We start from the raw sequence: 26,204 nt of genomic DNA on the forward strand, positions 1-26,204 counted from the left end.
TACTTCCCTGAACCTTTTACAGAACCGTCATACAGCCAGAAAACGCTGCCCGAAAATAAGTTGTTGCCGGATGGCTGAAATGTCAGTGCCCGACTCCATCAACTCCTGGTACCACAAGCCATCGGATACATCGCCGTACAGGAGTACACCTTTGATCCGATTATTCTGAAGCACCAGCTTGCGATAGATGCCTGCATCTGAAGCATCAAGCGTAATCACTTCGTCCCTGCTTATTTCGTCACTCTTTTCATCAGAGCTGGAAGGGTTGAATTCACCACTGGAAAACAGGTTGATGCCATCCACTTTTAAATTGGTCGGTATGGGGACTGGGGTAAACGTCTGGCTCTGATCACCCAGCAGGGACGCTGCAACGATTTCAGCATGACGATAAACCGGAGCGACCAGACCAAACAGCAATGACTGCCTTTCCTTCTCTGAAGTCAGCTGCATCTGCGCACATTCACCCACGGTAAAAATATCCGGGTCAGAGGTCTGCAGCCGGTCATTGACCAACACCCCACGGTCGCATTTCAAGCCAGCTTCCTGCATCAGCTGAATGTTCGGCCTGACACCAGCAGTCACCACCACCAGAGAGGCAGGTAGATATTCACCGTCAATCTGTACACCACAAACCCGACCATCAACGCCCTCGTAGGATTTCAGTGTTGCACTGCTGCGAAAGGCGATGCCTCTTCGTTCGAGCTCCTTGCGCAATAAATGCCCGGCATGTTGGTCCAGCTGACGAGCCATGGGAATGGGCATGTTATCCACGATGGTCACCGACATGCCCCGCTTTGCCAGACCACTGCCACACTCCAGCCCCAGCAAACCGCCGCCTATCACCACAGCCTGCCCCTGACCCGCTTCAAGCATCAAGTCGACATCGGCAAGACTGCGAAACGCGAGAATCCCCTGAAGGTCAGCACCCGGCACAGGTATCTGATTGGGCAGTGACCCGGTGGCAAGAACAAGACGGTCATAGTCGAATGTCTCACCACCTTGAGTGACCACCCGCTTTAATGAGCGATCAATCTGAATAGCCCGGTAGTCCTCTCCCATCAGCAGTTTTATACCCTGCTGCTGATACCAGTCGGCCCTTTTCAGATGAATCCCTTCCAGATCGACACTGCCTGCCAGCAGCTTGGACAGCTGAATCCGGTTATAACCCGGACAATCTTCTTCAGAGAGCACGGTCACTTGAAAAGGACACTGACCACTGGCAAACAGCTGTTCAAGAAACCGGACCGAGCCCATGCCATTGCCAATGACCACCAGTTGTTGCCGGCCATCCGGCTTTTGATAATGGCTCATCAGGCAACCTGTTCAGCAACGTGTCCGACCAGCGGGGTGGGCATCACCTGTACGACACCCTCATATAAACGAACCGGGAACACCTTCAAGCTGGCCGCATCATCTTCAAGGCACTGTCCACTGGCTAAATCAAAGTGCTGTTTATAGATGGGCGATGCCACGACCAGGCGGCCCTTAAGGTCACCCACAAGTCCCCGGGACATCACATTGGCATTACTGAATGGGTCAAAATTTTCCAGGGCAAACACCTGATCCTTCACCCGGAATACCGCCACCTGATGGCCGTCCACCAGGGCGCAGATGCCAAGGTTTGAAGAAAGCTGTTCATCCTGACAGATCGTCGTCCACTGGCTCATTACATCACCTCCTTCAGCTGAATCTTTTCCTGTTCCGTTGCGGGCCGTATCTGGTCCCGTTCATCCACAAAGACAACATTGCTGTCCAGCTGGTTGCTGTTGATAAAGTGGCTGAAACGCTTGAGTTTCTCAGGGTTCTCCAGCGTCGTTTTCCATTCACACTGATATGTTCCGACCAGATGGGTCATTTCATCTTCCAGCTCCTGATTAATGCCAAGACTGTCGTCCATGATGACGGACTTGAGATAATCCAGGCCACCTTCAAGGTTATCCAGCCAGACCGAAGTCCTCTGGAGACGGTCAGCGGTTCGAATATAAAACATCAGGAAACGATCGACGTATTTCACCAGCGTTTCATCATCAAGCTCGGTGGCAAACAGGTCCGCATGCCGAGGTTTCATCCCCCCATTACCACCCACATAGAGGTTCCAACCCTTCTCAGTAGCAATTACGCCAACATCCTTACTCTGGGCTTCGGCGCACTCCCGGGTACACCCCGAAACGGCCATCTTGATTTTGTGGGGTGAGCGCACTCCCCGATAACGGTGCTCAATGGCAATGGCCATGCTGGTACTGTCCAGAACACCATAGCGACACCAGGTGCTGCCCACACAGGATTTAACCGTTCTCAGGGACTTTCCATAGGCATGCCCGGTTTCAAACCCAGCATCCACCAACCGTTTCCAGATGGCGGGCAACTCATTGACCTGGGCACCAAACAGATCGATACGCTGGCCGCCGGTGATTTTGGTGTAGAGATTAAAGTCTTTAGCCACCTCGCCAATGACAATCAACTTCTCCGGGGTAATTTCACCACCGGGAACCCGCGGCACAATCGAGTAAGTACCGTCCTTCTGCATATTCCCCAGGAAGTAATCATTGGTATCCTGAAGTGGAGCATGATCATTCTTCAGAATGTAGTCGTTCCAGCAGGAAGCCAGTATGGAGCCAATGGTAGGCTTACAGATATCGCAGCCCATGCCGCGACCATGCTTTTCGATCACCTGGGAGAACGTGTTCAGCTCGCCGACCCTGACCAGGTGATACAGCTCCTGCCTTGAATGCGGAAAGTGTTCACAGATATCTTTTTTGACTTCAACGCCCAGTTGAGTCAGCTCGTGGTCAAGCACCTGCTTTACCAGCTGGGCACAACCACCGCAGCCGGTTCCGGCATTGGTTTCTGCTTTGAGAGCCGCAATATCCTGGCAACCACCAGCCACCGCACCGACCAGATCCCCCTTACTCACATTGAAGCAGGAACAGATCTGGGCCGTTTCCGGCAGTGCAGCCACCCCCATTCCAGTACTGGCAGAGCCATCACTCTGAGGCAAAATCAACTCAGCAGGATTAGCCGGAGGCACAATGCCATTCAACATCATTTGCAGTAACGTTCCATAGTCGTCTGCATCCCCGACCAGAACGGCACCCAGAACTCTCTTTTTGGTTTTGGATACGACCAGCTTTTTATAAACCTGTTTTTCCTGGTCAATGAACTGGTAACTCAGTGAGCCTTTTGTATTGCCATGAGCATCACCAATACTGGCCACATCAACGCCCATCAGTTTTAGCTTGGTACTCATATCTGCGCCGGTAAACTGGCTATTACCATTACCGGTTAAATGATCAACCGCTACCTGGGCCATTTGATAACCGGGAGCCACCAGTCCAAAAATCCGGTTTTCCCACAGCGCACACTCCCCAATGGCATATATAGATTCATCAGAGGTCAGACAGTCATTATTGATAACAATGCCACCTCGCTCCCCCATGGCCAGATCTGCCTGTTTTGCCAGTTCATCCCGTGGACGAATACCCGCAGAGAACAGCACAATATCGGTATTCAGCACCTCACCATCAGCGAACTGCATTTGATGGACTGCGCCCTCACCATCAGTGATCAGCTGGGTATTCTTGCCGGTATGGATTTGCACGCCAAGCGCTTCAATCTTCTGTCGAAGCATGGCACCACCGCCATCATCCACCTGAACAGCCATCAAACGGGGTGCAAATTCAACCACATGGGTTTCAAGGCCAAGATCTTTTAACGCTTTGGCGGCTTCCAGCCCCAACAGCCCGCCACCGACAACGGCGCCAACCCTGCTGCTGCCAGCCGCTTTGGCAATGGCTTCCAGGTCTTCAATGGTACGGTACACAAAACAGTTGTCCCGCTCATGACCGGGTACTGGTGGCACAAAAGGATAGGAGCCGGTGGCCAGAACCAGCTTGTCGTAATGAATACTTCTCTCTTTATTGGTGGTTAATTCCCGGGCATCTCGGTCAATGGCAACAACCGCTTCATCAAGAATCAGATCAATGCCGTTCTCCTGATAGAAACCTTCCGGCACCATGGACAGGTCTTCGGCACTTCGACCACTGAAAAATTCGGAAAGGTGAACACGATCGTATGCAGGGCGGGACTCTTCACCAAAAACAACCACCTGGTATTGCTCTAATCCACCAGCAGCCACCAGCTTTTCCATAAAGCTGTGACCGACCATGCCATTACCGACGACTACCAGGGTTTGTTTCCCGCTCATTTCGGCTCATCCTTAATTACTGTAGATATTCAATTCGCATGTTCCAATCATCAGCCCTTGTTAAGCACTTGTTATGCCAATTCAGTTCTTCCCTCTCTTTCAGGAGGCTGTCCGAGAATAGACTGCCCTACTGTGGTGACAGCAAATTGGTCTAAAAAATCCTTTTTTCTCGGCAAATAGAACCACTATTCACCTCACAAAAAGGATTTTTTATCATCAATTTTCTGCCATCCTCGCTACGGGCGCTATTCTCGGACAGCCTCCCAGCACCAGACAATTCAAATAAAAGAAAAAAGTGAATCCCCATTTCGTTCCTGCACCATAACAACACACAGCAAAAACACAGCTGTCATGTTTTGGTGCGCTTATTCAAACGAATAATCATTGTTTAACAGCACAGTGATATCAAAACGAATCGGGTTCCCACAGTCCTGAGGTTGTCGTAAAACTCTCCGAACTCGTTCCCATGGTTCTCCGTGGGAATGCATACCGTGCTCGCCACAAACGAATACCTCGTTTGTAACTCATACAGGTTCAGGGTTGTTAAGGTTTCCCGCATGTGGCTAGCTCCATATGCATTCCCACGCAGAGCATGGGAACGAGAAAGCCAACTATTTAAAGCAATGAAAAAGCACCATGAATGGGAATAGCCCATCTGGCCTGAACATTGCTTGACCACAGAAAAATCCCATAAGTTGGACAATAAACCGTTATGAACAACCCGGATCGTTTTAATCTGTTTTCTTTTGAAGGCAAAACAAAAATTCTGCACCTTTCATGGATGGCCTTCTTTATTACCTTTGTCGTGTGGTTTAACCATGCACCACTTGCATTAATGATTGCAGAATCACTGGATTTAACCCGTGAACAATTAAAAACCATGCTGATTCTTAATGTGGCCCTGACCATTCCTGCGAGAGTATTGATTGGCATGCTGACCGATCGATTTGGCCCGCGCAAAACGTATTCAGCGCTGCTGGCCGTCTGCAGTATCCCCTGCTTTATGTACGCACTGGCTGATAGCTTCACCCAGGCGGCCATTGCCCGTTTCCTGCTGGGTACCATCGGTGCTGGCTTTGTCATCGGAATCCGCATGGTTTCCGAGTGGTTTCCAGCCCGACAGCTGGGAACGGCAGAAGGGATTTACGGAGGCTGGGGTAACTTCGGTTCTGCAGCTGCAGCCATGAGCCTTCCTGGCCTGGCGCTATTCTTCGGCGGTGACGATGGCTGGCGTTATGCGGTTGGCCTTACCGGTGTTCTCTCTCTCGGCTTCAGTGTTATTTACTACCTGAACGTGACCGATACGCCAAAAGGCTCGACCTACTTCCGTCCTAAAAATATTGGCGGTATGGAAGTTACGTCCAAAGGCGACTTTTTCCTGTTGCTGCTGATGAAAGTCCCCATGTATGCGGCACTGGCTCTGCTGAACTGGAAACTGTCGCCTAATGGAGTCAGCATGTTGACCGCCGATGTTGCGCTTGCCATTTATGTGGCCCTGTTTGCCCTTTACCTGTTAGACGCCTGGAAAGCCTGGCAGATCAACAAAGACCTCTTTACGACACCGGTTCCGACCATTCACCAGTATCAGTTCAAACAGGTAGCGGTGCTCAACGTGCTGTACTTTGCGACGTTCGGTTCAGAGCTGGCCGTAGTCTCCATGCTTCCCCTGTTCTTTGCCGACACCTTTGCACTTGATCCGGTACTGGCCGGTCTGGTTGCCTCCGCCTACGCCTTTATGAACCTGATGTCCCGCCCTGGCGGAGGTCTGATCAGTGATCGCTTCGGTCGCAAAATCACACTGCTGATCATGACCGCTGGCCTGGCTGCAGGTTATCTGATGATGAGCATCATCGACTCCAGCTGGCCTCTGGCACTGGCTGTGGTTGCGGCTATGACCTGCTCCTTCTTCGTTCAGGCAGGTGAAGGTGCAGTATTCGCCGTGGTACCATTAATCAAGCGTCGTCTGACTGGACAGATTGCCGGTATGACGGGCGCTTACGGAAATGTGGGTGCGGTTTTCTACCTGACGGTACTCTCTCTGGTCAGCTACCAGACGTTTTTCCTCGTCATTGCCGCTACCGCAGGACTCGGGTTTCTGGTGCTGCTGTTTATGGATGAGCCAAAAGGTCAAATGGCCGAAGTCATGCCGGATGGCAGCGTGACCATGATTGATGTGGCATAAGAGCAATCACATGCAGATACCCAGGCTGGAAACCGCTGCCCACTCAGTAGCAGGCATAAAACCTGAAAACCAGGATGCCTGGGTATCAGAAATCCCGCAAAGTACATCGCGACGCCTGCAGAAAGGAGACCTCCTGGCCATTGCCGATGGCGTCAGTGCCTGCAGTGAAGCCAGAAAAGCCAGTCACACCGCAGTTTCCAGCTTTGCTTCCGACTACTACAGCACACCGGACTCATGGACGATCCGGCACTCAGCAGCCAGAGTGCTCAATGCCCTTAATCGCTGGCTTTACCAGCAGGGTCATCATGATCCAAGGGAGATGGGCAGCTGGTGCACCACCTTCACCGCCATCATCATTAAATCCACAACCGCTCATATTATTCACACCGGAGACTCACGGGCCTGGCGCTGGCGCAACGGTCAACTGGAATGCCTGACCCGGGATCATGTGGCCAGTGTGGGTGGCCGGCAGTTCCTGGGGCGCGCCCTCGGGATGAGCCCTTCCATTGAAATTGACTATCGAATAGAACCGCTCGAAGAAGGAGACATTCTCTTTCTGACCACCGATGGCATCCATGACCATCTGTCTGAAGAGACAATCGGTGAGATTCTGCACAACAACCAAGAGATCAACACGGCAGGCCGAGTGATGATCGACAGGGCTCTGTCGCTGGGCAGTGATGATAACCTGAGCTGCGTACTCTGTCGTGCAGTCAGCCTGCCTGCAGGACAGCGGGAGGAGAAATTACAACGGCTGGCAGAGCTTCAGTTTCCGCCAGAGCTATACCCCGGTCAGAAGCTTGACGGCTACCGGATACTGGAATCACTGCATGCCAGCAGGCGTAGCCAGCTCTATCTTGCAGAAGATATGGACACGGGGCAGCAGGTTGTTCTGAAAACACCGTCCATCAATTTTGAAGACGACCCGGAGTATCTGGAAGGCTTTATCCGGGAAGAGTGGATTGGCCGTCGTATCCGGCACCCTTCCATCATGAAAGTTCTGGCACCCAAACCGGATCGCCGGTTTCTGTACCACGCCTGTGAGTACATTCGAGGCCAGACACTGCGGACCTGGATGCAGGATCATCCGTCGCCGCAACTGGTTGAGGTCCGTGAAATGGCACGCCAGATCATCAACGCCGTGCGGGGGCTGCACCGACTGCAGGTGTTACACCAGGACCTGAAGCCGGAAAACCTGATGCTGGATACTGATGGCCGGATAAAGCTGATTGATTTTGGTACCGCACGAGTAGCCGGGGAGATCAATGACTTCCATCTACACCAACAAAATCCGTTTCCTCAGGGAACCAAAAACTACACCGCACCGGAATACTTTCTGAACGGCCCCATTGATGAACGGGCTGACCAGTTTGCCATCGGCATCATCATCTATGAAATGCTGACGGGTCAACTCCCCTACCCGGAGCAATCCGGTGACAGCATTCGTGTACGTCACTATCAGCATATGCAATACCAGCCTGCCACAAGGCTGCCCCGATGGATTGACAGCACTCTGGCCAAGGCAACCGCTCCCGACCCTGCCAAACGATACGCCTCCCTCTCAGAGTTTTTCCACGACCTGAGCCATCCGAACCCCGCTTTTAACAAGCCGGCCTTTCAACCCCTGATTGAGAAAAAGCCACTGCTCACCTGGCAGCTGATCGGTTTTATTTTGCTATGTTTGAATTTGTGGCAAATTTTTGGCTGAACTACTTATTGGCAAACCGCTTAATATTTCTACAATAACTCCCCTTTTTTTTCTGAAGCATTTTGCTGGCTTCATCTTCTTTCAACGCTTTAAACGACAGGTACCTATGGACTATCACTTCCAGCGCAACTTTTCCGGTCGACCCGAAGCTCAGTTCTCCATGGACCATGAAGCCATGGGCATCTGGCTGACAGAAGAGCTGGGCAGCAACAGGCAGCAGCTGGAGCACCTGTTACAGGTAGTGGATAGTCTGGAGAAAGGTCAGCGCTGGGAGTATTTTGACGATGGCAATGACTATCGCCTACATCTGACACGCGATCATGCCGAAGTGCGGGCAGCCCTTCTGGATACCGAAATGGGCTGTGATGAAATGGAAGAGCTGGACTATTACGACAATGAGTCCATCAGCCACTGTGGGCTGGATGATTTTAAAACACTGCTGGTCTGCTGGCAGGACTTTCTGAATATTTAGGAGGCCACCTGAGCATAGACAACCTCCTGGAATGAACTCCGTTCAGAGTTCATCGCCAATCTTAAACTGCAAAGCCTGAAAAACATCGGTCAGTTCGGCTGCACAGTTTTTCAACTCCACACGCAGGGTACTGAACTCCCGACGCTCGGGATAATCCTTACGGAGCCGATCAAACGTCAATCGACGCTGAGGCTCCTCAGCCCCCATCAGCCCTTTTCGCATCACCGCATCATCACGACGGATGTCGTAAACCGAACGAATCGCTTTTGAACAGGTGGTTGAAAACGACGTACCCTCACTGAACTTCATCTGTTTCAGCACAGGCAGTGGCGTAATGGCCGGCAGTCGAACCCTGGCCGGAAGACCAAAGTGCTGGCACAGCGCCTTGTAGATCATCTCCGTACCGCGAATCTTTCCATCCAGGCTATAGCCAGCAATATGGGGGGTCGCAATATCGACCTGAGCCATCAATTCCGGGTCAGCATCGGGTTCGTGCTCCCAGACATCCAGTACCACGGTCAGATCATCACGCTCACTCAAACACTGCTTCAGCGCGGCATTATCAATCACCGGGCCGCGTCCGGCATTAATCAACACCGTTCCGGGTTTCATCGCCCGGAGTTGCTGCTCACCGATCAGATAATGGGTTGGATAAGGGCCATCCATCGTCAGCGGGGTATGCAGGCAAATAATGTCCGAACACTCAATCAGCTGATCAACACTGACATAGCGGGCATCATCACGGCTGTCTTCGTTTGATTCCAGTAATGGGTCACAGGCACAGACATCAACCCCAAGACGTTCCATCATGCGGTACAGACGACCGCCCACCTGCCCCTTGCCAATGATGCCAACCCGTCGATCACGCAGCTCAAAACCATCACGCTCTGCCAGAATATCCAGGGCGGCCAGCACATACTCCACCACGGCAGTGGCATTGCACCCCGGTGCATGACTGAAAGCAATGCCCTGGCTGGCCAGATAGTCCCGATCGATATGATCAAACCCTGCGGTGGCCGTCCCTACAAACTTCAGTGAACTGTTTTCCACCAGCTGCCGGCTGACCTTCGTTACCGAGCGTACCAGCAAAGCATCCGCATCCTGCACATCCTCCGGTGAAATGCTACGGCCAGGCAGTGCCACCACTTCCCCCATCGCCCCAAAGCACTCCATCAACAAAGGAATATTTTCATCTGCCACTATTTTCATAAAAGAGGGTTCATCACCTTGTTTTCATTAACGCGCTGAGTCATTCAACAGCTAAAAAATATTGGTTATGTTATACCAATATGAAAGGTTCGATAACAGTATGACTGCCTAGGGTTATGTCCAAATAGTACTGGGTAACACGGTGGTAAAGGCACACCCTTTATGTACAACAATTAATGGTTGTCAGTGGTAACAGGCACTCTTTTCGACACCTGATAGCTTATTTTACGGCCAATGACTGTCCATCCTAGAGTGAATAAATGGACTTGATTATAGAGGGGTTTTCCAGATAGGAAGGAACTGGAGGGAAAGGTCATCATTACAGTATGCTTTGTAATCAGAAACCAGTTCGTTTGATACTCATCTTCTTAAAATAGATCATCACATGCCGATAGTGGTACTGCCCACCCCTCCAGACTAAAAATCTATAAAATCAAACTTATTTCCAAAAAGCGGCAAACACTTTCTAAATTCACTTTGCACTAAATCCATGGTTTGCGTATTGAGGTTGGGGTGAAATTGTACAAACTCACTTTCACCAACGGACTTACGCAATATTAATTTGACTACATTCTCATGATCGTTAAACAGACCAAAAGGTGATACTGAGCCAGGTGAGAGCCCCAGAATCGTTCTTAAATTCTCTTCATTGGCAAATTTTAAATTTTCTTTCAGCATGAAACCCAATGCTTTTAGATTAACAGCCAGGTTCGCTGGAGCAACCAACAGGTAAAACCTTCTTGATTTTTGGTCTTTCAAGAATAGGTTTTTTACTTCGATGCCTTTCGCACCAATATTCTCTGCTTTGCCTTCATCACAGGTAAAAACAGCGTTATGCTCAAATAATTCGAAATTGATGCCATTCTGTATCAGGTAACTTTTGACATCTAAGGTTTGAAGCTTATCTGAGCCCATAGGGACCCTCACTTTGGTTATAACCATGACAAAGTGTCGAGCACTTGTAGAAAGTTCGGAGTAGGCTTCTTCAAATGAATTAAACGGTTACTCAGAAAACCGGTTTAACTGTATTGCGGATGGCTACTTTATGGAACTCATCAGTATAAGCAGGATTAGTTTTAAGCAGTTACTTATTTTTCAATCTTAGTGATTTTTGATCCTTCCAGAGTGAGGTTATACATCAATCCTTTACTATCCAGAATAAAGCCTATGACCGGATGCATTAACGTTTCCGATTTAATAGAGCCACCAGCACCAAACTCAGCAATCGCAACTCCACCATCAACCCCCACTTCCCAGCCCCAGCTATTCTGGAAGTTAACCAGTGCAGAACTTGTCATAAACATGATGATCTCGGTTCGAGCCTGAAAACCCAACTGAAAACCATAAGATGCAGACACAGTGCGATAGTAATCACGGGTATTACCGTCAATCAGCAATGCACCTTCACCATACCCTCCTCCAATTGCTCCGAGCCCCCCCTTCTTGACAGATGGAAAGACCAGGATGCCTTCTGCCTGTTCACCCAACTCCTTGGCCGCAGGTCGTTCTTTATAAAGTTTTTCTAATGCTTCGTTGACGGTTGCATCCAATTCCTTTTTGGATGCCGCTTCTACAGGCATCACTGGAAACATCATTATCGTTGTCAACAGTGCAGACAATAAAAACCGAACCTGAACATTCATAATGCACTTACCTGCTGAAATATGCCTTGAAGGATAGCAGTAATATCAGCAGATAAGCGGACGACAATTCAAAAATAGCAAGCTACTATAATAGAGTCCTGATGGCATAAAGCATAAAGGACACCCATAAATTACTTGTGAGCGCCTACTGTTCGGCCAATAATTGGCCATCCTAGTGAACAGTGAATAATTTATTGATTATAGGTGCGGGAGGAACTGGAGTAGAGGGTCATCATCCCGACTATGCTATACCCGCCATTCACGTTGGATTTCAATGACCACTAAAATGGGGGAAGTACATCCCTTTGATTTACTTGTTACATTCCGGTTGCATGAAACCTTTTTATTCTGTGTCCATTTTGTGGAAAATATACGATCTCTTTAGAATCTGTATCGTAACCAGCACAATTGCGAGATCCACAATATAGATGGGCAATAGTTGTCGTTTTGGTATTGCCAAAAGTTACTTTACTGAACTCATTTTTCTCAATCGAGTTAAGTGTTTTTTGTGCAGCATCCTTACCCTGATTTTCAAAACTAACCATTTGATAAAGAAACCCAAAAGAAAGTAAAACGGCAGCCAGTGAATATTTTATGCTTTTCTGAAACTTTCTTTCGATATGGCTTGCTTTTCTGGTTCTCAATAATAGGTTTTTTTTATAGACACTATGCGTCTTCCATTCTTGAAAGTCTTCTGAATCAATTTACTTAGAGTACTTTTCAAGAATATATGTGCGAAAAAATATGCAGCTATGACTAACGGCCCATACATCAGATATATTAGATTCAAAAGCATTCCTTGATATAAAGACTGATGAAAGTTCCGGTCTAAGACATCACTATCTAGGAAAAGTGCATTAAGATAGCCGTGCGTGTATGCGCTGCTTGAACAGAATAGAAATGCAGTTATACCTGCCAGAACAATTGCACTATCTGTAAACTTAATAATGAACTCTCCTTAGGAATGTAACGCAAATTAAGGTGTGAATAACTCTGCCCCTATCTAAACCGTTTTACCATATACACTAAACTTACTTGAACTGAGGGCACCAAGCATTGTGAGTCACTCTTAAATGTCTTGTTATATTTTTATCAGCAGTGAAGCCAAACCCCACCCTATCTTTTTCTTTTTGGCCACTCTAGATCCCAACTAAACGATGGTGGGTATGAGGCTAGCTTTTTGAATTTTTCATCAAACCTCATGACTGTCATCCGAGCTAATGGCGTGTAAATGACAAACGGAACACACTCAGTTTCATACAAACATTCGATGTACTCAATTAACCTAAAATGAAACTTCTCATAGTCTTCGGGTATATCAAATAGATGTCCCCCTCGATGGATTTTTTCATACTTTAGTTGCTCGTCCATGCGCATCAATGATCTGTAAAATTTAGGAAATAGATCAGCATGGATCACTAATTTCAGCTCTTCGAATAGCGATAAAAACAACTCATGGGACGCATAGAAGTACCCCCTTAGCTTATCGGAATCGAGGATATTGGAATACTCACGTAGATACTGCAACTCAGTGGCAGTACTCTTATTAAGGGGATAGTAATCCATCAGCTCAATTAAAACTCTCGCTTTATTTTCACTCATTGAATCTTCGACGACTAATTTATGACTAAGCTCAGAGCTTCTAAAGCCTAATATTCTGTACTGAGCATCTTTTAGTTCAACTATCCGCCTTAGCAATGTCTGAATTCTCAAAGCTTCAAACTGGATTCTCTTACGTTTTGGGTAGCTAACGTTAATCAGGTAAAAACAGCAAGAAACCAAGAAACTAGTGATTATTGCCATCCAATAATTACTTAGTTTCGATTCATTAACAAAAGTTAAAAGCACTCCAGGAATCAACACCAATAAAGCACTAGCGATTAGAGGAGATATGATCCGTAACTGTGCTTTTAGTACAGGCAGCTTAATTTGAGTATTTGTTTTCCATATAAGCAACTTTGTCTTAAGTCGACTAGGTTCAACCCATATACCTTTGCCTTCACTAACCTTCTTACATTTAGCGTACGGTGATGGACGACGAGTTAGCATTTCAACCATACCACTTTTGCAGTCGCCGCCAATCTGCTCAAAACTTTCATCAGGGTATGCGAACGACTTAACCCGTGGCCCATTCATTTTTAGGAACTCCAACTGAAAAATATAACGCCAAATTCAGGGGCGCCGTAGGCGTGATCTTGATCTTCCCCTGGATTTTTTTGTTGATGTGACTCCCGCTGTCAAGCAAGCATAAAGGACACCCATAAATTACTTGACCATACCTACAACTAATTTAACTTTACTCTCAAGACTATAAATAATACCGAAGTCAAAATAACTAAAGAAAAAGGTATTTATTAAGTACAGAGAGCAAACACGCAAGAGAATCGCGTCTATTCCCAGATGCTCAACACATGACGAAACATCACCTCATACAGCCAGGCTCGAATACTATCTTGTCAAAGGATTATCTTCGGTGAGAAAAGGTGAATGATGGATCTTGTCAAACGTCTCAGGTCAAAGTCGACCTAAATGGAGAGATTCGGAAGACATTCCCTTATTGCTATTGCAGAAACATAGACTGACTGCAGCACATACCATGAAGCCACCGTTTGCCACTCTGTTTTGCATAGGCTTTCAAAGCCCCCAGCCTGCCCACTGCACGACGGAACCGGTTATTCCAACTCATGGTTTTCAGCCATTCATTTGGATCGATTTTCAATCTGTCGAGAATAGGTGGGAGGATATCTGGAATAGAACCTCTCTTGTCCTGCCGAATGATACGCCCCGTCCAGTCCACCAACTCCAGATAACTGCTCAGGGCAAAAGGAATAGCGGTTTCTGGGTTTTGCCCTTGTGAACGCAAGGTTTTGAGATGAGCATGCTGTTTTCTGAACCGACCACCACTGACTTTTGTAGCCCGCTCTTTAACTGAAGTATAATCTGAAGTTTCCGGCGTCCTGGCCATTTTTGCCCTGATTGGATTAAGGTCAACATATGCCATACAGGTCAGCAATGCCGCTTCATCCAGTAGAGCCTGGCTTTTGCAACGACCTTCCCAGAATCGCCCTTTGCAACCATCTTCTTTAATTCGCTTCCCTTGCCAGATGCTCGTTAAGGCAACGCATAAACCAGCTAATGTCCAGTAAACGAGAGCGGTACTCTTCAGCAAACTCCTCTACCCGCATCAACTCCGCTTTATCCAGTGATACCCCGGAAAGAAAACGCTGTACCAGCAGCGGCCCGGTAAACAGCCTTGTCCATCGTTGTAACACGGCCTTGGTATCCCAGCTCTCCCCGGACTCACGATTGATGAAGACAACCACATGGTAATGATTCGACATCACGGCATAGGCGCAGACTTCAATAGCAAATACCCCGGACAACTCTTTCAACCGGTCAACAACCCACTCTCTGCGATGTTCATAGTTTTTGCCACTAAATGCATCTTTACCACAGAGAAAAGCCCGGCGAACGCAACGAGCCATACAGTGGTAGTACCGTGTATTGGCTGTATCGATCAGGCTTTTACGGGCGGTAGTCATTGTTACTCCGGTTTAATTTATGATTTCCGGAATAAAGATAGATCAGTTGTCTGATTGGTCAAATAATCTATGGGTGTCCTTTATATTTCCTCTCTTTTTATATTTCCTCTCTTTTTATATTTCCTCTCTTTTTATATTTTCTCTTTATATTTCCTCTTTATATTTCCATTATATTTCCTTTATATTTGGTTAGGTGCGGTGGCACTTAGTGAGTTCATTATGCGTCAGTCGTTCTTTGAAGTAAGAATAAATTTGTTCACTGAGCATATTATATTTTCTAAGAGTATCCACTGGATTACTACCATCTCGCTCACAAGTGTTAAGACGCAGCCCATTCTCTGTAGTTATATCGAATATTCTAAGTGTTCTATTGGTTGCTTCTTTTTCATCAAAATATCCATTGTTCTCTATAGGATTAAACATATTGGCTATTGATGAATTTTTTCTCATATAATTTGTTAACTCCTGCCCTCTATATTTTAATATTTTTAATGATATTTGATCAGAGAATAATATTGGTAATCTGCTAAATGAAAGCTCCCCGTAAAATGGATTTTTAATTATATGAGGAGGATTGGTGTAAAATGCAACAGCATGCAATATATGGCCATTTACTAAATTATAAATAACATGTACGTGATATAAAATGGTAAAAACAACCAAACCAATTAAAGCTCTTTTCATTAAATAGATCTCATATTTTTGAAAATCTTAGAAAAATTGCACTAAGTGTTTAATTTGAGCACCTAACATTGTATTAAAACTCAAATGAGTAATATTGGATATTGCACTCACTTGAGATATAACACCCCATATAAAGCAATAACATCTCACATGAGATATATCACTCTTTTGAAAAACAATCTAACCAACTGAAATACATCAATTTAATGCACACACCTTCAATAAATCTCAGGTGAGTTATTTGTTATATTCCCAATAACAACAATAATGCTGTACAAAAAAACAGCGTTGGAAACTGAGCAGCTAATCACCAGGCACGCTACCGCCAGTCCACTTGTACTTCTGCCTTTTACTGACATCCGGGAGCGAATATATGAAACAGCTCAGGAACAACTTTTGTGATAAGAGAAATACGTGATGTGTGCACCATAGCCGACTAAAACCGAACTAAAGTATCAGATAAAAACGGTCAATTGAAGAATGCCCTTTATTATTAATCCATCGTCTTATACTTATCGAGATTTACACTGATGATGGGAGCCTCAGGCTGCCCTTTCATACGGTGAGTCAACCTCTGTTTGGCCTATCAATAGAGGTTTGAGTCTGCCGGTTATTTCATGGTCAGCCGGGGAATTTCATCTTACTTCAGAATATACTGGGGTACACGGATATAAAGTTAACAACCAAGTGCACAGCATTTGACCCTGAACATGCTAAAGATGCCATACGTCTGAACCCGTTTTCCCTGCTTGAACGACAGTGATTGCATAAAAAAAGAGCCGAATACTTTATGAATAGACTTCCGTTCTTGCTTGCCCTTCACCCCTTCAAGGCAATTCATGCCATATCCGGACTAGTCAGCAAGATAGCAGTAGAGCGGCATCCAACCCTGTTCTTACTTGCGATTTTCCTGCTCTCCGGCTGCTCTGACCGCTCCTCACCGGACTATTTTCTTGACGAATACACCACTCGCCTGAGCCGGGTTACGGGTATTGATATCCCTGCCCCCGATATCGCCCTGCCAGTATTGCCGCCATTAAGGCAGCGTGCTTACCCGACTCCAGACATGCGTATGAAAGCACTGGACGCACTGGGTTTGCTTAAATGCCCTGCACTCAGTCAGGCAGTGGCTTATCGAAACAGCAGCCTGGGCAAGCAGATGCTGCCCTCTCAGCATTATTTTTATGAGAAAAACCTGTTATTACTGATCCCCCAATGCATTCGTTTTTTAGAACAAGCGGATGGGAATCAGGAGACCACTGCCAAGCTTCAAACCGTGTTCACCGAAAAGCAGGCATCGTTTCCTGCCATTGAATGGAATCTTATCTTTGCCAATACCGAGTTCAGCCGGCAGTTGGAGAGTCAGGGACGGTTTCTACCCGCTGATGGTCAGACGGGATTTCAGGGCACTCGTGAAGCACTGAACTACCTGATCAAGCTTCTGCCCGATCAAACACTGGAAGCCCCCTATACCCTGACCAGCCTGGAGAATCATCTGCAACAGGTTTATGCCTCCCGTTACCTGGGAGAGTTGATCTACTCAGCCACGGCGTTAAGTCAGACGCTCAATCACGCGGCCAATATTCTCGAGCGCCGTCTGCAGAAAGGGCTCATTTGTCCAGCGGTCAACCCGGCAGAAGAAGAGAGGCTGCACAATGTCTTCCGATTGTTTTACCGGGAAAAGATTCAACCCTTTCTTGCCAGGGTTCATCAGGAAGGGAGCATTATCCGGAATGACATTAAACGCCTGCTCTCCTTCCTGCCTGCAGCACCAGACGAGGAAACCCAACGCTATCTCAGTATGATCACTCAAGAGTCCAACCTGAACAGTCCCTGGTATCAGCTGGAGCAAAGCATCAAACACCACACCACTGTCTGGGGAACATTTCTGAAGCAGTGTGGCAAAACCCCGGCGACTTCCGGTCAAAGACAGTAAATACAGTTATGCCATAATAGTGAGTTTTCTAAAGAGTCATGCTTATGGAGTGCTTTTACCCATATACCGCCTCCTTACCGATGATAGCGGGAGAAGCAGAACCAACTCAGGTCCAGTGTACTGATAGTTGTGGAATCAAAAGCACTGCCCAGCAGAGGATTTCGAAAACGGATAATCCACAGCATGAAGGCAAGCCACTGATGAATACTGCTATCAGTGTTATGCCTTATTCAGAAGTTAACCCTTATTTAACAGAGTCTGAAACCGGCATTGAATCCTCTCCCTTTCCGTCCCCTGAGGATGTAGCCTCTGTGCTTATGCAGGGAACGAGCTTTTTACAGGGAATTGTCGATCTTGAGCAACTGCGTACCCAAGACTCAATGGAAAGAAATAGAGTCTGGAATATCGGTAACCACTCAGAATCCGATAGCGGATATACAACCAGCCCTCTAACCCAGCTCCTTTCAAAGGCAAGCCCCGAACGAAGCCTTGTTCTTGATGCTCTTTTGATCGACAGCCAAAACTTTGACAGGACTTATATCGTTCCTGAATGTATTGATGCTTTAGAAGAACTGGAGCATGTTCAATATTCTGTTCTCACTCACCATGAACAGGAGATGCCTCAAACCCATCCCAGCCAATCAACCACTACTTTCAGTTCCAGGAAGTTCCATAGAAACACACCCCATCATGAAGTGCGCGCAGCCATAAAGCAGAAAACCATTGAGCTTGTCGCGTTTGCCCGTCAGCACCCTGCAGGCAATAGGTCAGAACCCGCCGATCAAGGAGCAGTCAGGCCCGAAAGCGCCATCTCGTTTCCGGCCATTATCCACCAGATAACTGGAGTAATGGTCAGTTCAATGGCTCATAAACATATTGCCTTTATGATTATTCCTACAAGAGAAAGCTATATTCTGATAGGAAACCTTTTTGCCCCATCAGGAACACACAAAAGACCTTTAAATCCCCCCGCTCGTGTTCTCATGAATTTTCACCCATCCATTCCTATGAAGAAAGTACATAAAGCCTATAAAGAGCTGGCAAGATCCCTCAAAGATATTCACGCAGGTTTTTACTCAATTCATTTTGAAAACTTAGACCAATTATTCTCCAGCTTTTCATTCAGAAAAAAATTTAATGACTTAACAGAAAAATCGATCACTGATCACAGATGCAAGATTGTTAATATTCAAACAAAACATCCCAGTTAATCAGTAATAGATGAATACATAGAGGTTTTCGCCTCCCATTACCTGGGAACGTTGATCTATTCATCCGTGGTATTAAGACAGACTCTGAATCACACTGCCAGTATTCTGGAGCGTCGCCTATAGAAAGGACCTTTTCACCCAGCTACCGCCCCTGCGAAAGAGGAAAAGATATACAATGCCTTCCGGCTGTTTTACCTTCAGCACCTCAGCCTGAGAGGTTAAGCCAAACACACTCAATCGTTTTAGTAATTAGGATTTACACTGCTCATGTGTATCAAACCAATCGACCCGTGAAACAGCATACACAAGTTTGGCCGCGTATTTTCGCTCCATGCACTGTCATAGAACATTACATATTTGGACAGTTTAATCTGAAAAGTACTCTATAAAAAGACATTGTAACCAGACGATATTCACCTATTATCATTAGGCATCATGGGAAACCCCATACAAGCAAAGTTTTTTACTATTATACATCAACATAATTTATTGTTTCTGGAAGACCTATGGAATCTGCTCTACTTATAAAATCAACAATATCTCCGCCTGATAATGAAAAAGTTTTGAAACCAACAAAACCCCAGGAAGCAATAAAGCAATTTAACAGTTCTTTTGTAAAGGCCTCTGAGGTTGGAGAAGGCATCATTCCAAAAGAAGAATCAAGAGAAAATCATAGTATATTCTCCCCCCCGGATTTTAATTCCAGAACAGTACAGTACGCCCATTGTAGTCCGGCCTCATCCAGATCTTTATGTCACGAAAATCCTGACTTAGAATTTGACCCACATTCCTCAGGCAATCAATTATTCGATAGATTGATTAACCTGGAAAGAGGATTACTCGATAAAATTCTCGATATAGCCAATGCCAGAAATGATGAAAAAATAAAGAGGGTTATGGAATCCCAAGAAGAAGACCTTCATGAGTATCAAAGAGAGACTCTTAAATTTGACCCAGCTGAATTCAGAATATTATTTACTCCAGGTCCATGGAGGGACGTTTTGCTGGAGTCACTGAAAATAATTCCGCAACGGGTTGATCATACTTATACACTATCAGAATCATCCCCAGCTCTCGAAGCATTAAATCACCTGGTATATTTTGGTATGAACTCACGCAGAGAAGGAGTCGATCAACGTATAATGGAGTTGGAAAAATCCTCCCTGGTTGAAACCAATACTGAACAAATGACGCCGTTTCAGGTCATGAAATTGATGAAAAATCAAGCCGTCCAAAATTTTCAATCTTTATTACAGCCTGCATCAGTTGCTGAACAAGACACCATTCCAGTGGTCGTGCAACAACTAGAAGGTTTAATGGATCCGAATGGGTTTGAGACAGCAATGACTGTTATGGTTGTTCCAGATAAAGAAAGCTACTTATTAATTGCTAACATAACAGATTCCTGGGAAAGTGATGGTAAACACATCTATGTCCCTGATTTAAGACTGCGACTATTACCCACTCCTTCCCCCTCATTAAAAGAGTTACAGGAGCTTCTCCCCAAATTGCGTAACGTAATCGAAAAATTACCAGTTGAGTTTTATGCGATTAGTTTTAGTGACATAGATACATTGTACAGCAGTAAAGTGATGGCAAGACAGTTCGAACATTTTACAGACAAAAAAGTGACTAAAATGAGCAGCAAAACTCTGTATCTGTCTGAATTGAGTAATGAGAATACATTGGACCAATCTGAAACCCATTTAACACGAAGGTATTCCAGCGAGCCAGAAAGTGATATTCCTGACAGCCCCGAAGTTGAACAGAGTCAGCCACACCAGAAATCACCACCGCCCACAAACCTGACTCAAGCTTTATCAACAACTCTCTAGCTTTTTATCGCCTGCCAGCCTTCCAATGCTCTTTCCCGGGAGAATTTCAGGTCCACAACCGGTTCAGGGTAATGATCCCCCAGAACGACTCCCGATTGCTCCAACACATGTGCCGGCGCATACCAGGGTGAAAACAGATACTTATTTGGTAAACCAGAAAGCTCAGGCACATATCGCCGTATATATTCCCCATCGGGATCAAACTTCTGCCCCTGGGTAACGGGATTAAAAATTCGGAAATAGGGTGCAGCATCAGCCCCCGAACCGGCCACCCACTGCCAGCTTGCCGAATTGCTGGCCAGGTCAGCATCCACAAGGCAGTCCCAGAACCAGGCTTCCCCTTGCCGCCATTGTTGCAGCAGGTTTTTGACCAGAAAGGAACCGACGATCATTCTCACCCGGTTGTGCATAAACCCGGTCTGCCAGAGTTCGCGCATACCGGCATCCACAATGGGAATACCAGTCAGTCCTTTCTGCCATCGTTTGAGTATTTTTGGATCATCCTGCCACGGAAAGCGGTCAAACTTGGGCTGAAAGTTTTGCTCAGGCAATGTTGGGAAGTGGTAGAGCAGATAGTAAGAAAACTCACGCCAGCCAAGCTCCGAGTGAAAGCAATCCAGGTCTGTCTCTGCATTGTTTTCTGTCGCCGCCGCAGCCGATGCATGCCAAACCTGATTGGGGGATACCTCCCCAAAATGAAGATGGGCTGATAGCTGGGAAACACTGTGTCTGGCAGGATAATCACGACCTTCTTTATAGCCATTCAGCCCTTTGTTGATAAAATCCCGGAGTTTGTTTTTTGCCGCTGTCTCACCAACACCTCTGCCCTGCTCACACCAATGGGTATACAGATTATGATCCCATCGTACCTGTTTTGACGGATCGGCAGGCTCATGATTCTGCTCCGGCACAAGACCTTTTGAAGGCAGTAAACCGAGTGTATTGATGTTTTTTTTTGCTATCTTCGCCACACATTGGATCTTTTTGGGTACTGGCAATGGTTCCCGGGGCGGTTCAGATATCAGGCACCCTTTTCGATAATAGGGCGTAAACACTTTGTAGGGCGTGCCATCCTTTTTCAGCACAGTCCATGGTTCCCAGAGCAGTGAACCATGAAAGCTTTTGACTTCCAGACCGTCATCACGAAGTGACTTCTTGATGCGCTGGTCCCGCTGGATCCGCCAAGGTTCATAACAACGGTTCCAATAGACGGCATCCACCTTATATTCTTTTATCAGGTCACGGAGCACTTTTTCCGCATCCCCCTGACGAACCAGCAGCCGACCATTAAGCGATTCGTTCAGTGCTTCCAGTGAGTGGTGCAGCCACCAGCGACTGGCCCTGCCGGAAGCCCATTGGCCCGCAGAGTGATCATCCAGAATAAAGACAGGAAGCACCTGGCCATTTCCAGCCGCCTCGAACAGAGAGGGGTTATCAGACAATCTGAGATCCTGACGAAACCAGTGAATAATAACCATCTCATCTCCTTAGAATGTGTTGACGGTAGCAGAACCATATCATCAACATCAGCAAAAAGATCACCAGAAATACAGCCGGCATATAACCAGCAAATGATACATAGTGATGACTGATTAAGGCCAGCCCGGCAGCAATCAGCAGGTAGTAGCTGAGTCCAAACAGAGCCCCCGCAGTCCCAAGCTCATCCTTATATTCCGACAGTGCAGAACTGAGCAAGTTGGGAACAATAAGACCAAAAGCAATGACCATCAGAACCATGGGAGCAACAACCAGCAACAGCGCCACAAACGGCACGGATGGCAGAAAAAGCGTAATAATCAACTGCAATAGCGCGCCCGATACCCCAAGCCAGCATCCCCGAAGAATCAACTGACCACCAGAATGCCGTGTCAGCAACTGCCGGTTAAACATGGCCCCCAGGGCACTGCCCAAGGCGATCAGCACACCGGTTACACCAAATACCGAAGCAGAAAAGCCAATCTGCTTAATCAGAAAAGGCCCAAGGGTAAAATAGCCAAACAGCACCAAATTGGCTCCAGCCACCATAATACTGTATACCCGAATTTTCCGATCCCGGATCATTCTGACCAGCAAAGAGCCTTTACTACTCTTCACTGACTCATGACCTGGATGAGTCTCAGGTAAGCTTAACCCCACCCATAAGGTCATTAATAACGCAGTACCGCCAAGCATCATAAACACGGTCTGGTAGCCCCCTGCGATCGCTCCGATACTGCCCAGCACAGGCCCGATAGCAAGAGAGAGGGAGATCACAGCTCCCACGGTTGAGAACAGTTTCCCTAACGCCTTACCACTGTAGCAATCCCTGATCACGGTCTGGGTAACCACCGATCCAACACTGATTCCAAAGGCCAGTAGAAAACGGGCACCGAGCAGGAGCATGAATTCTGAGCTGAATAGGGCGCCAGCCGCTCCCATGCCATAGCACAGCAGTCCAGCCAGCATGGCTCTTCGTCGCCCCCAACGGTCAGCCAGCCAACCCCAGGTCAGCACCCCCAGCGCAAACCCGACAAAATAGATACTCATCGTGAGCTGGGCCATGGACTCAGAAACACCAAACCCTTGCGCAATCGCCGGCAAAACCGGGGTATAAATCGTTTCACTGAGTTGAGGCAGAGCCAGCAGTGTAGCCAGAAGGCCGATACCGGGTCTCGATCGATTTAACACACTGTCCATCATGAATTACTCCATTCACATCATGGATGGCAGTTTGCCAAACCCTCCGATGTCGGGTTATAAACATTAAGACAGAAAACTGTTTCAAAAGGACAAACCACAGAGCCTACATGCCCCAATATGACACTGACCAGGTAGAAGACCCGGATCAACTGGACTGCCCCTTGATGGGGATTGCTGTGGACTCAGGGCCGCACCAGTCAGGAGAGCACGCTCATCAAAAATCCCAGCTGCTCTATGCCGTTCAGGGGGTAATGACCATTACCGTTGGCAACCAGTTGCATATCCTCACGCCAAACCGGGCAATCTGGTTACCTGCAGGGCTCAAACACAGTGCAACAACGTCAGGATTTCATTACCGCAGTCTGTACTTCTGCCCACGTTCTTTTAATGATCTGCCGGAAGGCCCCTTTCAGCTGAACGTCACAGCGCTTTTACGAGAGCTTATTTTAAGAGTCTGTCAGTGGCCTGCTCATTACCCGGAGGAAGGGGCTGAGAAAAGACTGGCAGATGTTCTTGTTGATGAAATTCAAAATGCAGAGCAAAGTTCATTGCAGCTGCCATTACCTGCAGACCGGCGGTTGCAGGTCGTTGTGCAATTATTAATGGAAACACCTTCTGGCCAGTGGACAATGGAGGAACTGGCAAAGCAGGCTGGTGCCAGTGCCCGAACATTATCGCGACGATTCAGGGAAGAGACCGGGATGAGTTTCAGTCACTGGCGACAACAGTTATTACTGCTTAAGTCACTGGAATTTCTGTCTGAAGGACTTTCTGTGACCGAGGTGAGTTCGAGGCTGGGTTTTGCCAGTGACAGCGCCTTTATATCCATGTTTCGTCGTTTGATGGGCATCTCGCCAGGGCGCTATCTGAAACAGTGATCATTAAGAAGGCAGCTTTTCCCCGTCCCAGGCAAACAGGTGTCCACTGTCCCCAGGTGTCAGTTGATCAATCACATTCAGGAGCTGTTCTGCGGAATACTCGGCCGTAAAGAGTTTGCCTTCAGGCACACCGGACTGAAACGGCATGGATAAATGGCTATCAACCGTTCCCGGGTGCAGTGCTGCAATAATTGATGATTTGTTTTTTCTGCCGGTTTCAATGGCCAGGTTTTTTACAATCATATTCAGCGCTGCCTTTGATGCCCGATAGGCATACCAGCCTCCCAGTCGGTTATCAGAAATACTGCCGACTCTGGCGGATAACACCGCAAATACGTTCTTACGATTTCTAGCCATTTTGGGAAGGAAGTGTTTAGCGACCATGGCAGGCCCTGTCGTATTGATGGCAAACACTCTGGAAAAATGGTCAGCTTCGAAATCTTTGATGGATTTCTCCGGCTTAAGACCTTCCCCCTCATGGAGGATACCCGTCGTGATGATCACCAGGTCCAACGGTTCCGTGGTTAGCGCTGCGCCACTAGCAATACTGTTTTCATCCAGAAGATCCATGTACTGAACATCGACTTTATGCACTGCGTCAAAAGCTGCATCACTTCGTGAAAAAGCATAAATTCGGCTGACGGCTGGTATCTGTTCCAGCAAATGAACCATGGCCTTTCCAATGGCACCGGAAGCTCCGATGACAGCAACATTCAAACCTTCATCGAATGAACCCAATTTCAATTCTGTCATGGAGACTCCTTAGTACCGGTAGAAAACCCTTATTTTGGGAGCAGCCTCAAGCAGGTAGGCTGAACTGCGTTGCTTTTGACCAATTACTTATATGACAGCTTTTCTTACGGAGCCTGTAGCCCAGCAGATCGTCCAGCGGGCTATGAATATCATCCCACATAATGTCAATGTGATGGATCGGGCAGGCATTATTATCGGCACCGGTTTTCCTGAGCGAAAGCATCAGGTGCATGCCGGTGCTTTGAAAGTGCTTGAATCAGGCCGGGCCTTTGATATCGATGCCTCCCATGCCACCCGGTTAAAAGGGGTCCAGGCCGGTATTAACCGCCCTATTCGCTTTCGTCGAGAGATTATCGGCGTTGTCGGTGTCACCGGGGCGCCTGAGGCTGTCTCTCAATTTGCGGATCTGGTGGTGATGACCGCTGAACTGATGGTGGAAAACGCTTCCGTCATGTCAGAAATTCACTGGAACCAGAGGCAACGGGAAAATGTGGTTTCGGAAATGATCCACGGGGAAGCTGAGGTTGATGACCTGTTCGAGATCCGTACCCGCAAACTGGGTATTGACCCTCACCTTCCCAGGGTTGCGATGGTCATCAGTGCCAGAACCCGCGATGGCCGTGACCTTAAAGTACACGACATTGAACACATACAGCAGCTGCTCTGTCATCACCGGCCCGAAAATCTGGTGGCCCTGGTATGCCCGACACAAGCCGTTGTACTTCATAAAATCGACACTGCACATCAATGGCACCCTGACCAGGTGGATGACTACATTCAGAAAGTCATTGGCAAGATCGAAGCCTATGGGGATATTGATTTCAGAATCGCCGTGGGAAGGTATGTGCCGGGCCTTAATGGGCTTGCCATATCCTATCAAACCGCTCAGGAAGCCCTTCAACTTGGTCTGGAGCTAAATCCGGGAAAACGCCTTTATCGCTATTACGACTATCAGATGGACAGTCTTCTGCTGGAGCTGAACACCAGCTGGAAAGGCCGGGAATTTCAGCACATCATAAAGCCTCTGATTGCCAAAGATAACCGCGGTACCCTGCAGAAAACGCTTCGCCGCTATATCGACTGCCATGGCGACCCAGGCATTACCGCAAACAGCCTGCACATTCACCGTAATACGCTGAACTATCGCCTGGAACGTATTGAACAGCTGACCGGGCGTAATCCGCGCCACTTTCACGACCTGCTGTTTCTGCACTTCTCACTTCGCCTTCATGAGCTGAAAAACTGCAGGAAAGGAATAGAATAATTGT

22 protein-coding genes are annotated in these 26,204 nt (G+C 47.3%); 8 read left to right on the forward strand and 14 right to left on the reverse strand.

Features of this window, described 5'->3' with window-relative positions:
• Positions 1–27 precede the first annotated feature (27 nt).
• From GV64_RS16800 to nirB, 3 genes are read right to left on the reverse strand one after another with little or no spacing between them, the layout of a single operon-like run.
• Positions 28–1,311, reverse strand: a complete 1,284-nt coding sequence (locus GV64_RS16800) for an NAD(P)/FAD-dependent oxidoreductase (RefSeq protein ID WP_020583775.1) — start codon at positions 1,309–1,311, stop codon at positions 28–30.
• A complete protein-coding gene (nirD, locus tag GV64_RS16805) occupies positions 1,311–1,667 on the reverse strand; it encodes a nitrite reductase small subunit NirD (protein WP_020583774.1) in 357 nt (118 codons plus the stop codon). Before nirD ends, GV64_RS16800 begins: the two co-directional genes overlap by 1 nt.
• Positions 1,667–4,204, reverse strand: coding sequence for a nitrite reductase large subunit NirB (gene nirB, locus GV64_RS16810; RefSeq protein ID WP_020583773.1), 2,538 nt, complete (start codon positions 4,202–4,204; stop codon positions 1,667–1,669). Before nirB ends, nirD begins: the two co-directional genes overlap by 1 nt.
• A 712-nt stretch (positions 4,205–4,916) precedes the next feature.
• Here nirB and GV64_RS16815 point away from each other — a divergent pair.
• From GV64_RS16815 to GV64_RS16825, 3 genes are read left to right on the forward strand one after another with little or no spacing between them, the layout of a single operon-like run.
• Entirely contained in the window at positions 4,917–6,386 is a 1,470-nt protein-coding gene (locus GV64_RS16815; protein WP_020583771.1) for a NarK family nitrate/nitrite MFS transporter, read from the forward strand.
• 10 nt (positions 6,387–6,396) lie between these two features.
• Positions 6,397–8,094: a bifunctional protein-serine/threonine kinase/phosphatase gene (locus GV64_RS16820; RefSeq protein WP_026258431.1), complete on the forward strand. Its 1,698-nt coding sequence runs from the start codon at positions 6,397–6,399 to the stop codon at positions 8,092–8,094.
• Positions 8,087–8,566, forward strand: a complete 480-nt coding sequence (locus tag GV64_RS16825) for a YacL family protein (protein ID WP_020583769.1) — start codon at positions 8,087–8,089, stop codon at positions 8,564–8,566. Before GV64_RS16820 ends, GV64_RS16825 begins: the two co-directional genes overlap by 8 nt.
• 42 nt (positions 8,567–8,608) lie before the next feature.
• Here the strand turns inward: GV64_RS16825 and pdxB are convergent, their stop codons facing one another.
• The 8 genes from pdxB to GV64_RS16860 form a co-directional block, all read right to left on the reverse strand.
• Positions 8,609–9,775, reverse strand: a complete 1,167-nt coding sequence (pdxB, locus tag GV64_RS16830) for a 4-phosphoerythronate dehydrogenase PdxB (RefSeq protein WP_020583768.1) — start codon at positions 9,773–9,775, stop codon at positions 8,609–8,611.
• 417 nt (positions 9,776–10,192) lie between these two features.
• Positions 10,193–10,690 carry a YbaK/EbsC family protein gene (locus tag GV64_RS16835; RefSeq protein WP_020583767.1) on the reverse strand — a complete coding sequence of 166 codons (498 nt, stop codon included), beginning with the start codon at positions 10,688–10,690 and terminating at the stop codon, positions 10,193–10,195.
• Between the two features lie 173 nt (positions 10,691–10,863).
• Positions 10,864–11,418 (reverse strand): lipid-binding SYLF domain-containing protein, encoded by a 555-nt coding sequence (locus GV64_RS16840; protein ID WP_020583766.1) that lies wholly within the window; start codon positions 11,416–11,418, stop codon positions 10,864–10,866.
• Between the two features lie 317 nt (positions 11,419–11,735).
• The gene (locus tag GV64_RS16845) at positions 11,736–12,062 is read right to left on the reverse strand and encodes a hypothetical protein (protein ID WP_020583765.1); all 327 of its coding nucleotides are present in this window, start codon (positions 12,060–12,062) and stop codon (positions 11,736–11,738) included.
• A 472-nt stretch (positions 12,063–12,534) separates the two neighbouring features.
• Positions 12,535–13,554: a hypothetical protein gene (locus GV64_RS16850; protein WP_020583764.1), complete on the reverse strand. Its 1,020-nt coding sequence runs from the start codon at positions 13,552–13,554 to the stop codon at positions 12,535–12,537.
• A gap of 424 nt (positions 13,555–13,978) precedes the next feature.
• Positions 13,979–14,587: a hypothetical protein gene (locus tag GV64_RS26200; protein WP_330218053.1), complete on the reverse strand. Its 609-nt coding sequence runs from the start codon at positions 14,585–14,587 to the stop codon at positions 13,979–13,981.
• Entirely contained in the window at positions 14,502–14,960 is a 459-nt protein-coding gene (locus GV64_RS26205; RefSeq protein WP_020583762.1) for a hypothetical protein, read from the reverse strand. Before GV64_RS26205 ends, GV64_RS26200 begins: the two co-directional genes overlap by 86 nt.
• Before the next feature lie 189 nt (positions 14,961–15,149).
• Entirely contained in the window at positions 15,150–15,644 is a 495-nt protein-coding gene (locus tag GV64_RS16860; protein ID WP_020583761.1) for a hypothetical protein, read from the reverse strand.
• Positions 15,645–16,434: 790 nt separating this feature from the next.
• On the opposite strand from GV64_RS16860, the gene GV64_RS16865 reads away from it, so the two are divergent.
• The 3 genes from GV64_RS16865 (at position 16,435) to GV64_RS16875 (ending at position 20,626) form a co-directional block, all read left to right on the forward strand.
• Entirely contained in the window at positions 16,435–17,580 is a 1,146-nt protein-coding gene (locus GV64_RS16865) for a DUF3080 family protein (RefSeq protein WP_020583759.1), read from the forward strand.
• Positions 17,581–18,086: 506 nt separating this feature from the next.
• On the forward strand, positions 18,087–18,791 hold the full coding sequence (locus GV64_RS24845) for a hypothetical protein (RefSeq protein ID WP_152554101.1): 705 nt from the start codon (positions 18,087–18,089) through the stop codon (positions 18,789–18,791).
• A gap of 506 nt (positions 18,792–19,297) precedes the next feature.
• On the forward strand, positions 19,298–20,626 hold the full coding sequence (locus GV64_RS16875) for a hypothetical protein (protein ID WP_020583757.1): 1,329 nt from the start codon (positions 19,298–19,300) through the stop codon (positions 20,624–20,626).
• Here the strand turns inward: GV64_RS16875 and GV64_RS16880 are convergent.
• Together GV64_RS16880 and GV64_RS16885 are read right to left on the reverse strand one after the other, a co-directional pair.
• Positions 20,623–22,104, reverse strand: coding sequence for a cryptochrome/photolyase family protein (locus GV64_RS16880; protein WP_020583756.1), 1,482 nt, complete (start codon positions 22,102–22,104; stop codon positions 20,623–20,625). The two genes, GV64_RS16875 and GV64_RS16880, sit on opposite strands and share 4 nt — an antisense overlap.
• A gap of 1 nt (position 22,105) precedes the next feature.
• Entirely contained in the window at positions 22,106–23,305 is a 1,200-nt protein-coding gene (locus GV64_RS16885; protein ID WP_020583755.1) for a multidrug effflux MFS transporter, read from the reverse strand.
• A 107-nt stretch (positions 23,306–23,412) separates the two neighbouring features.
• On the opposite strand from GV64_RS16885, the gene GV64_RS16890 reads away from it, so the two are divergent.
• Positions 23,413–24,183, forward strand: a complete 771-nt coding sequence (locus GV64_RS16890) for an AraC family transcriptional regulator (protein ID WP_020583754.1) — start codon at positions 23,413–23,415, stop codon at positions 24,181–24,183.
• A gap of 3 nt (positions 24,184–24,186) precedes the next feature.
• Here the strand turns inward: GV64_RS16890 and GV64_RS16895 are convergent, their stop codons facing one another.
• Positions 24,187–24,936, reverse strand: a complete 750-nt coding sequence (locus tag GV64_RS16895) for an SDR family NAD(P)-dependent oxidoreductase (protein ID WP_020583753.1) — start codon at positions 24,934–24,936, stop codon at positions 24,187–24,189.
• Positions 24,937–25,027: 91 nt separating this feature from the next.
• On the opposite strand from GV64_RS16895, the gene GV64_RS16900 reads away from it, so the two are divergent.
• The gene (locus GV64_RS16900; RefSeq protein ID WP_020583752.1) at positions 25,028–26,200 is read left to right on the forward strand and encodes a sugar diacid recognition domain-containing protein; all 1,173 of its coding nucleotides are present in this window, start codon (positions 25,028–25,030) and stop codon (positions 26,198–26,200) included.
• Positions 26,201–26,204: the final 4 nt, after the last annotated feature.

Origin of the sequence: Endozoicomonas elysicola (assembly GCF_000710775.1) — a bacterium.
Classification (GTDB): domain Bacteria; phylum Pseudomonadota; class Gammaproteobacteria; order Pseudomonadales; family Endozoicomonadaceae; genus Endozoicomonas; species Endozoicomonas elysicola.

Excerpts from the sequence above, each read along its gene's own strand:
- GV64_RS16800 (WP_020583775.1), bottom strand. The coding sequence starts at position 1,311 with ATGAGCCATTATCAAAAGCCGGATGGCCGGCAACAACTGGTGGTCATT.
- nirD (WP_020583774.1), bottom strand. The coding sequence starts at position 1,667 with ATGAGCCAGTGGACGACGATCTGTCAGGATGAACAGCTTTCTTCAAAC.
- nirB (WP_020583773.1), bottom strand. The coding sequence starts at position 4,204 with ATGAGCGGGAAACAAACCCTGGTAGTCGTCGGTAATGGCATGGTCGGT.
- GV64_RS16815 (WP_020583771.1), top strand. The coding sequence starts at position 4,917 with ATGAACAACCCGGATCGTTTTAATCTGTTTTCTTTTGAAGGCAAAACA.
- GV64_RS16820 (WP_026258431.1), top strand. The coding sequence starts at position 6,397 with ATGCAGATACCCAGGCTGGAAACCGCTGCCCACTCAGTAGCAGGCATA.
- pdxB (WP_020583768.1), bottom strand. The coding sequence starts at position 9,775 with ATGAAAATAGTGGCAGATGAAAATATTCCTTTGTTGATGGAGTGCTTT.
- GV64_RS16835 (WP_020583767.1), bottom strand. The coding sequence starts at position 10,690 with ATGGGCTCAGATAAGCTTCAAACCTTAGATGTCAAAAGTTACCTGATA.
- GV64_RS16840 (WP_020583766.1), bottom strand. The coding sequence starts at position 11,418 with ATGAATGTTCAGGTTCGGTTTTTATTGTCTGCACTGTTGACAACGATA.
- GV64_RS16850 (WP_020583764.1), bottom strand. The coding sequence starts at position 13,554 with ATGAATGGGCCACGGGTTAAGTCGTTCGCATACCCTGATGAAAGTTTT.
- GV64_RS26205 (WP_020583762.1), bottom strand. The coding sequence starts at position 14,960 with ATGACTACCGCCCGTAAAAGCCTGATCGATACAGCCAATACACGGTAC.
- GV64_RS16860 (WP_020583761.1), bottom strand. The coding sequence starts at position 15,644 with ATGAAAAGAGCTTTAATTGGTTTGGTTGTTTTTACCATTTTATATCAC.
- GV64_RS16865 (WP_020583759.1), top strand. The coding sequence starts at position 16,435 with ATGAATAGACTTCCGTTCTTGCTTGCCCTTCACCCCTTCAAGGCAATT.
- GV64_RS16875 (WP_020583757.1), top strand. The coding sequence starts at position 19,298 with ATGGAATCTGCTCTACTTATAAAATCAACAATATCTCCGCCTGATAAT.
- GV64_RS16880 (WP_020583756.1), bottom strand. The coding sequence starts at position 22,104 with ATGGTTATTATTCACTGGTTTCGTCAGGATCTCAGATTGTCTGATAAC.
- GV64_RS16885 (WP_020583755.1), bottom strand. The coding sequence starts at position 23,305 with ATGATGGACAGTGTGTTAAATCGATCGAGACCCGGTATCGGCCTTCTG.
- GV64_RS16890 (WP_020583754.1), top strand. The coding sequence starts at position 23,413 with ATGCCCCAATATGACACTGACCAGGTAGAAGACCCGGATCAACTGGAC.
- GV64_RS16895 (WP_020583753.1), bottom strand. The coding sequence starts at position 24,936 with ATGACAGAATTGAAATTGGGTTCATTCGATGAAGGTTTGAATGTTGCT.
- GV64_RS16900 (WP_020583752.1), top strand. The coding sequence starts at position 25,028 with ATGACAGCTTTTCTTACGGAGCCTGTAGCCCAGCAGATCGTCCAGCGG.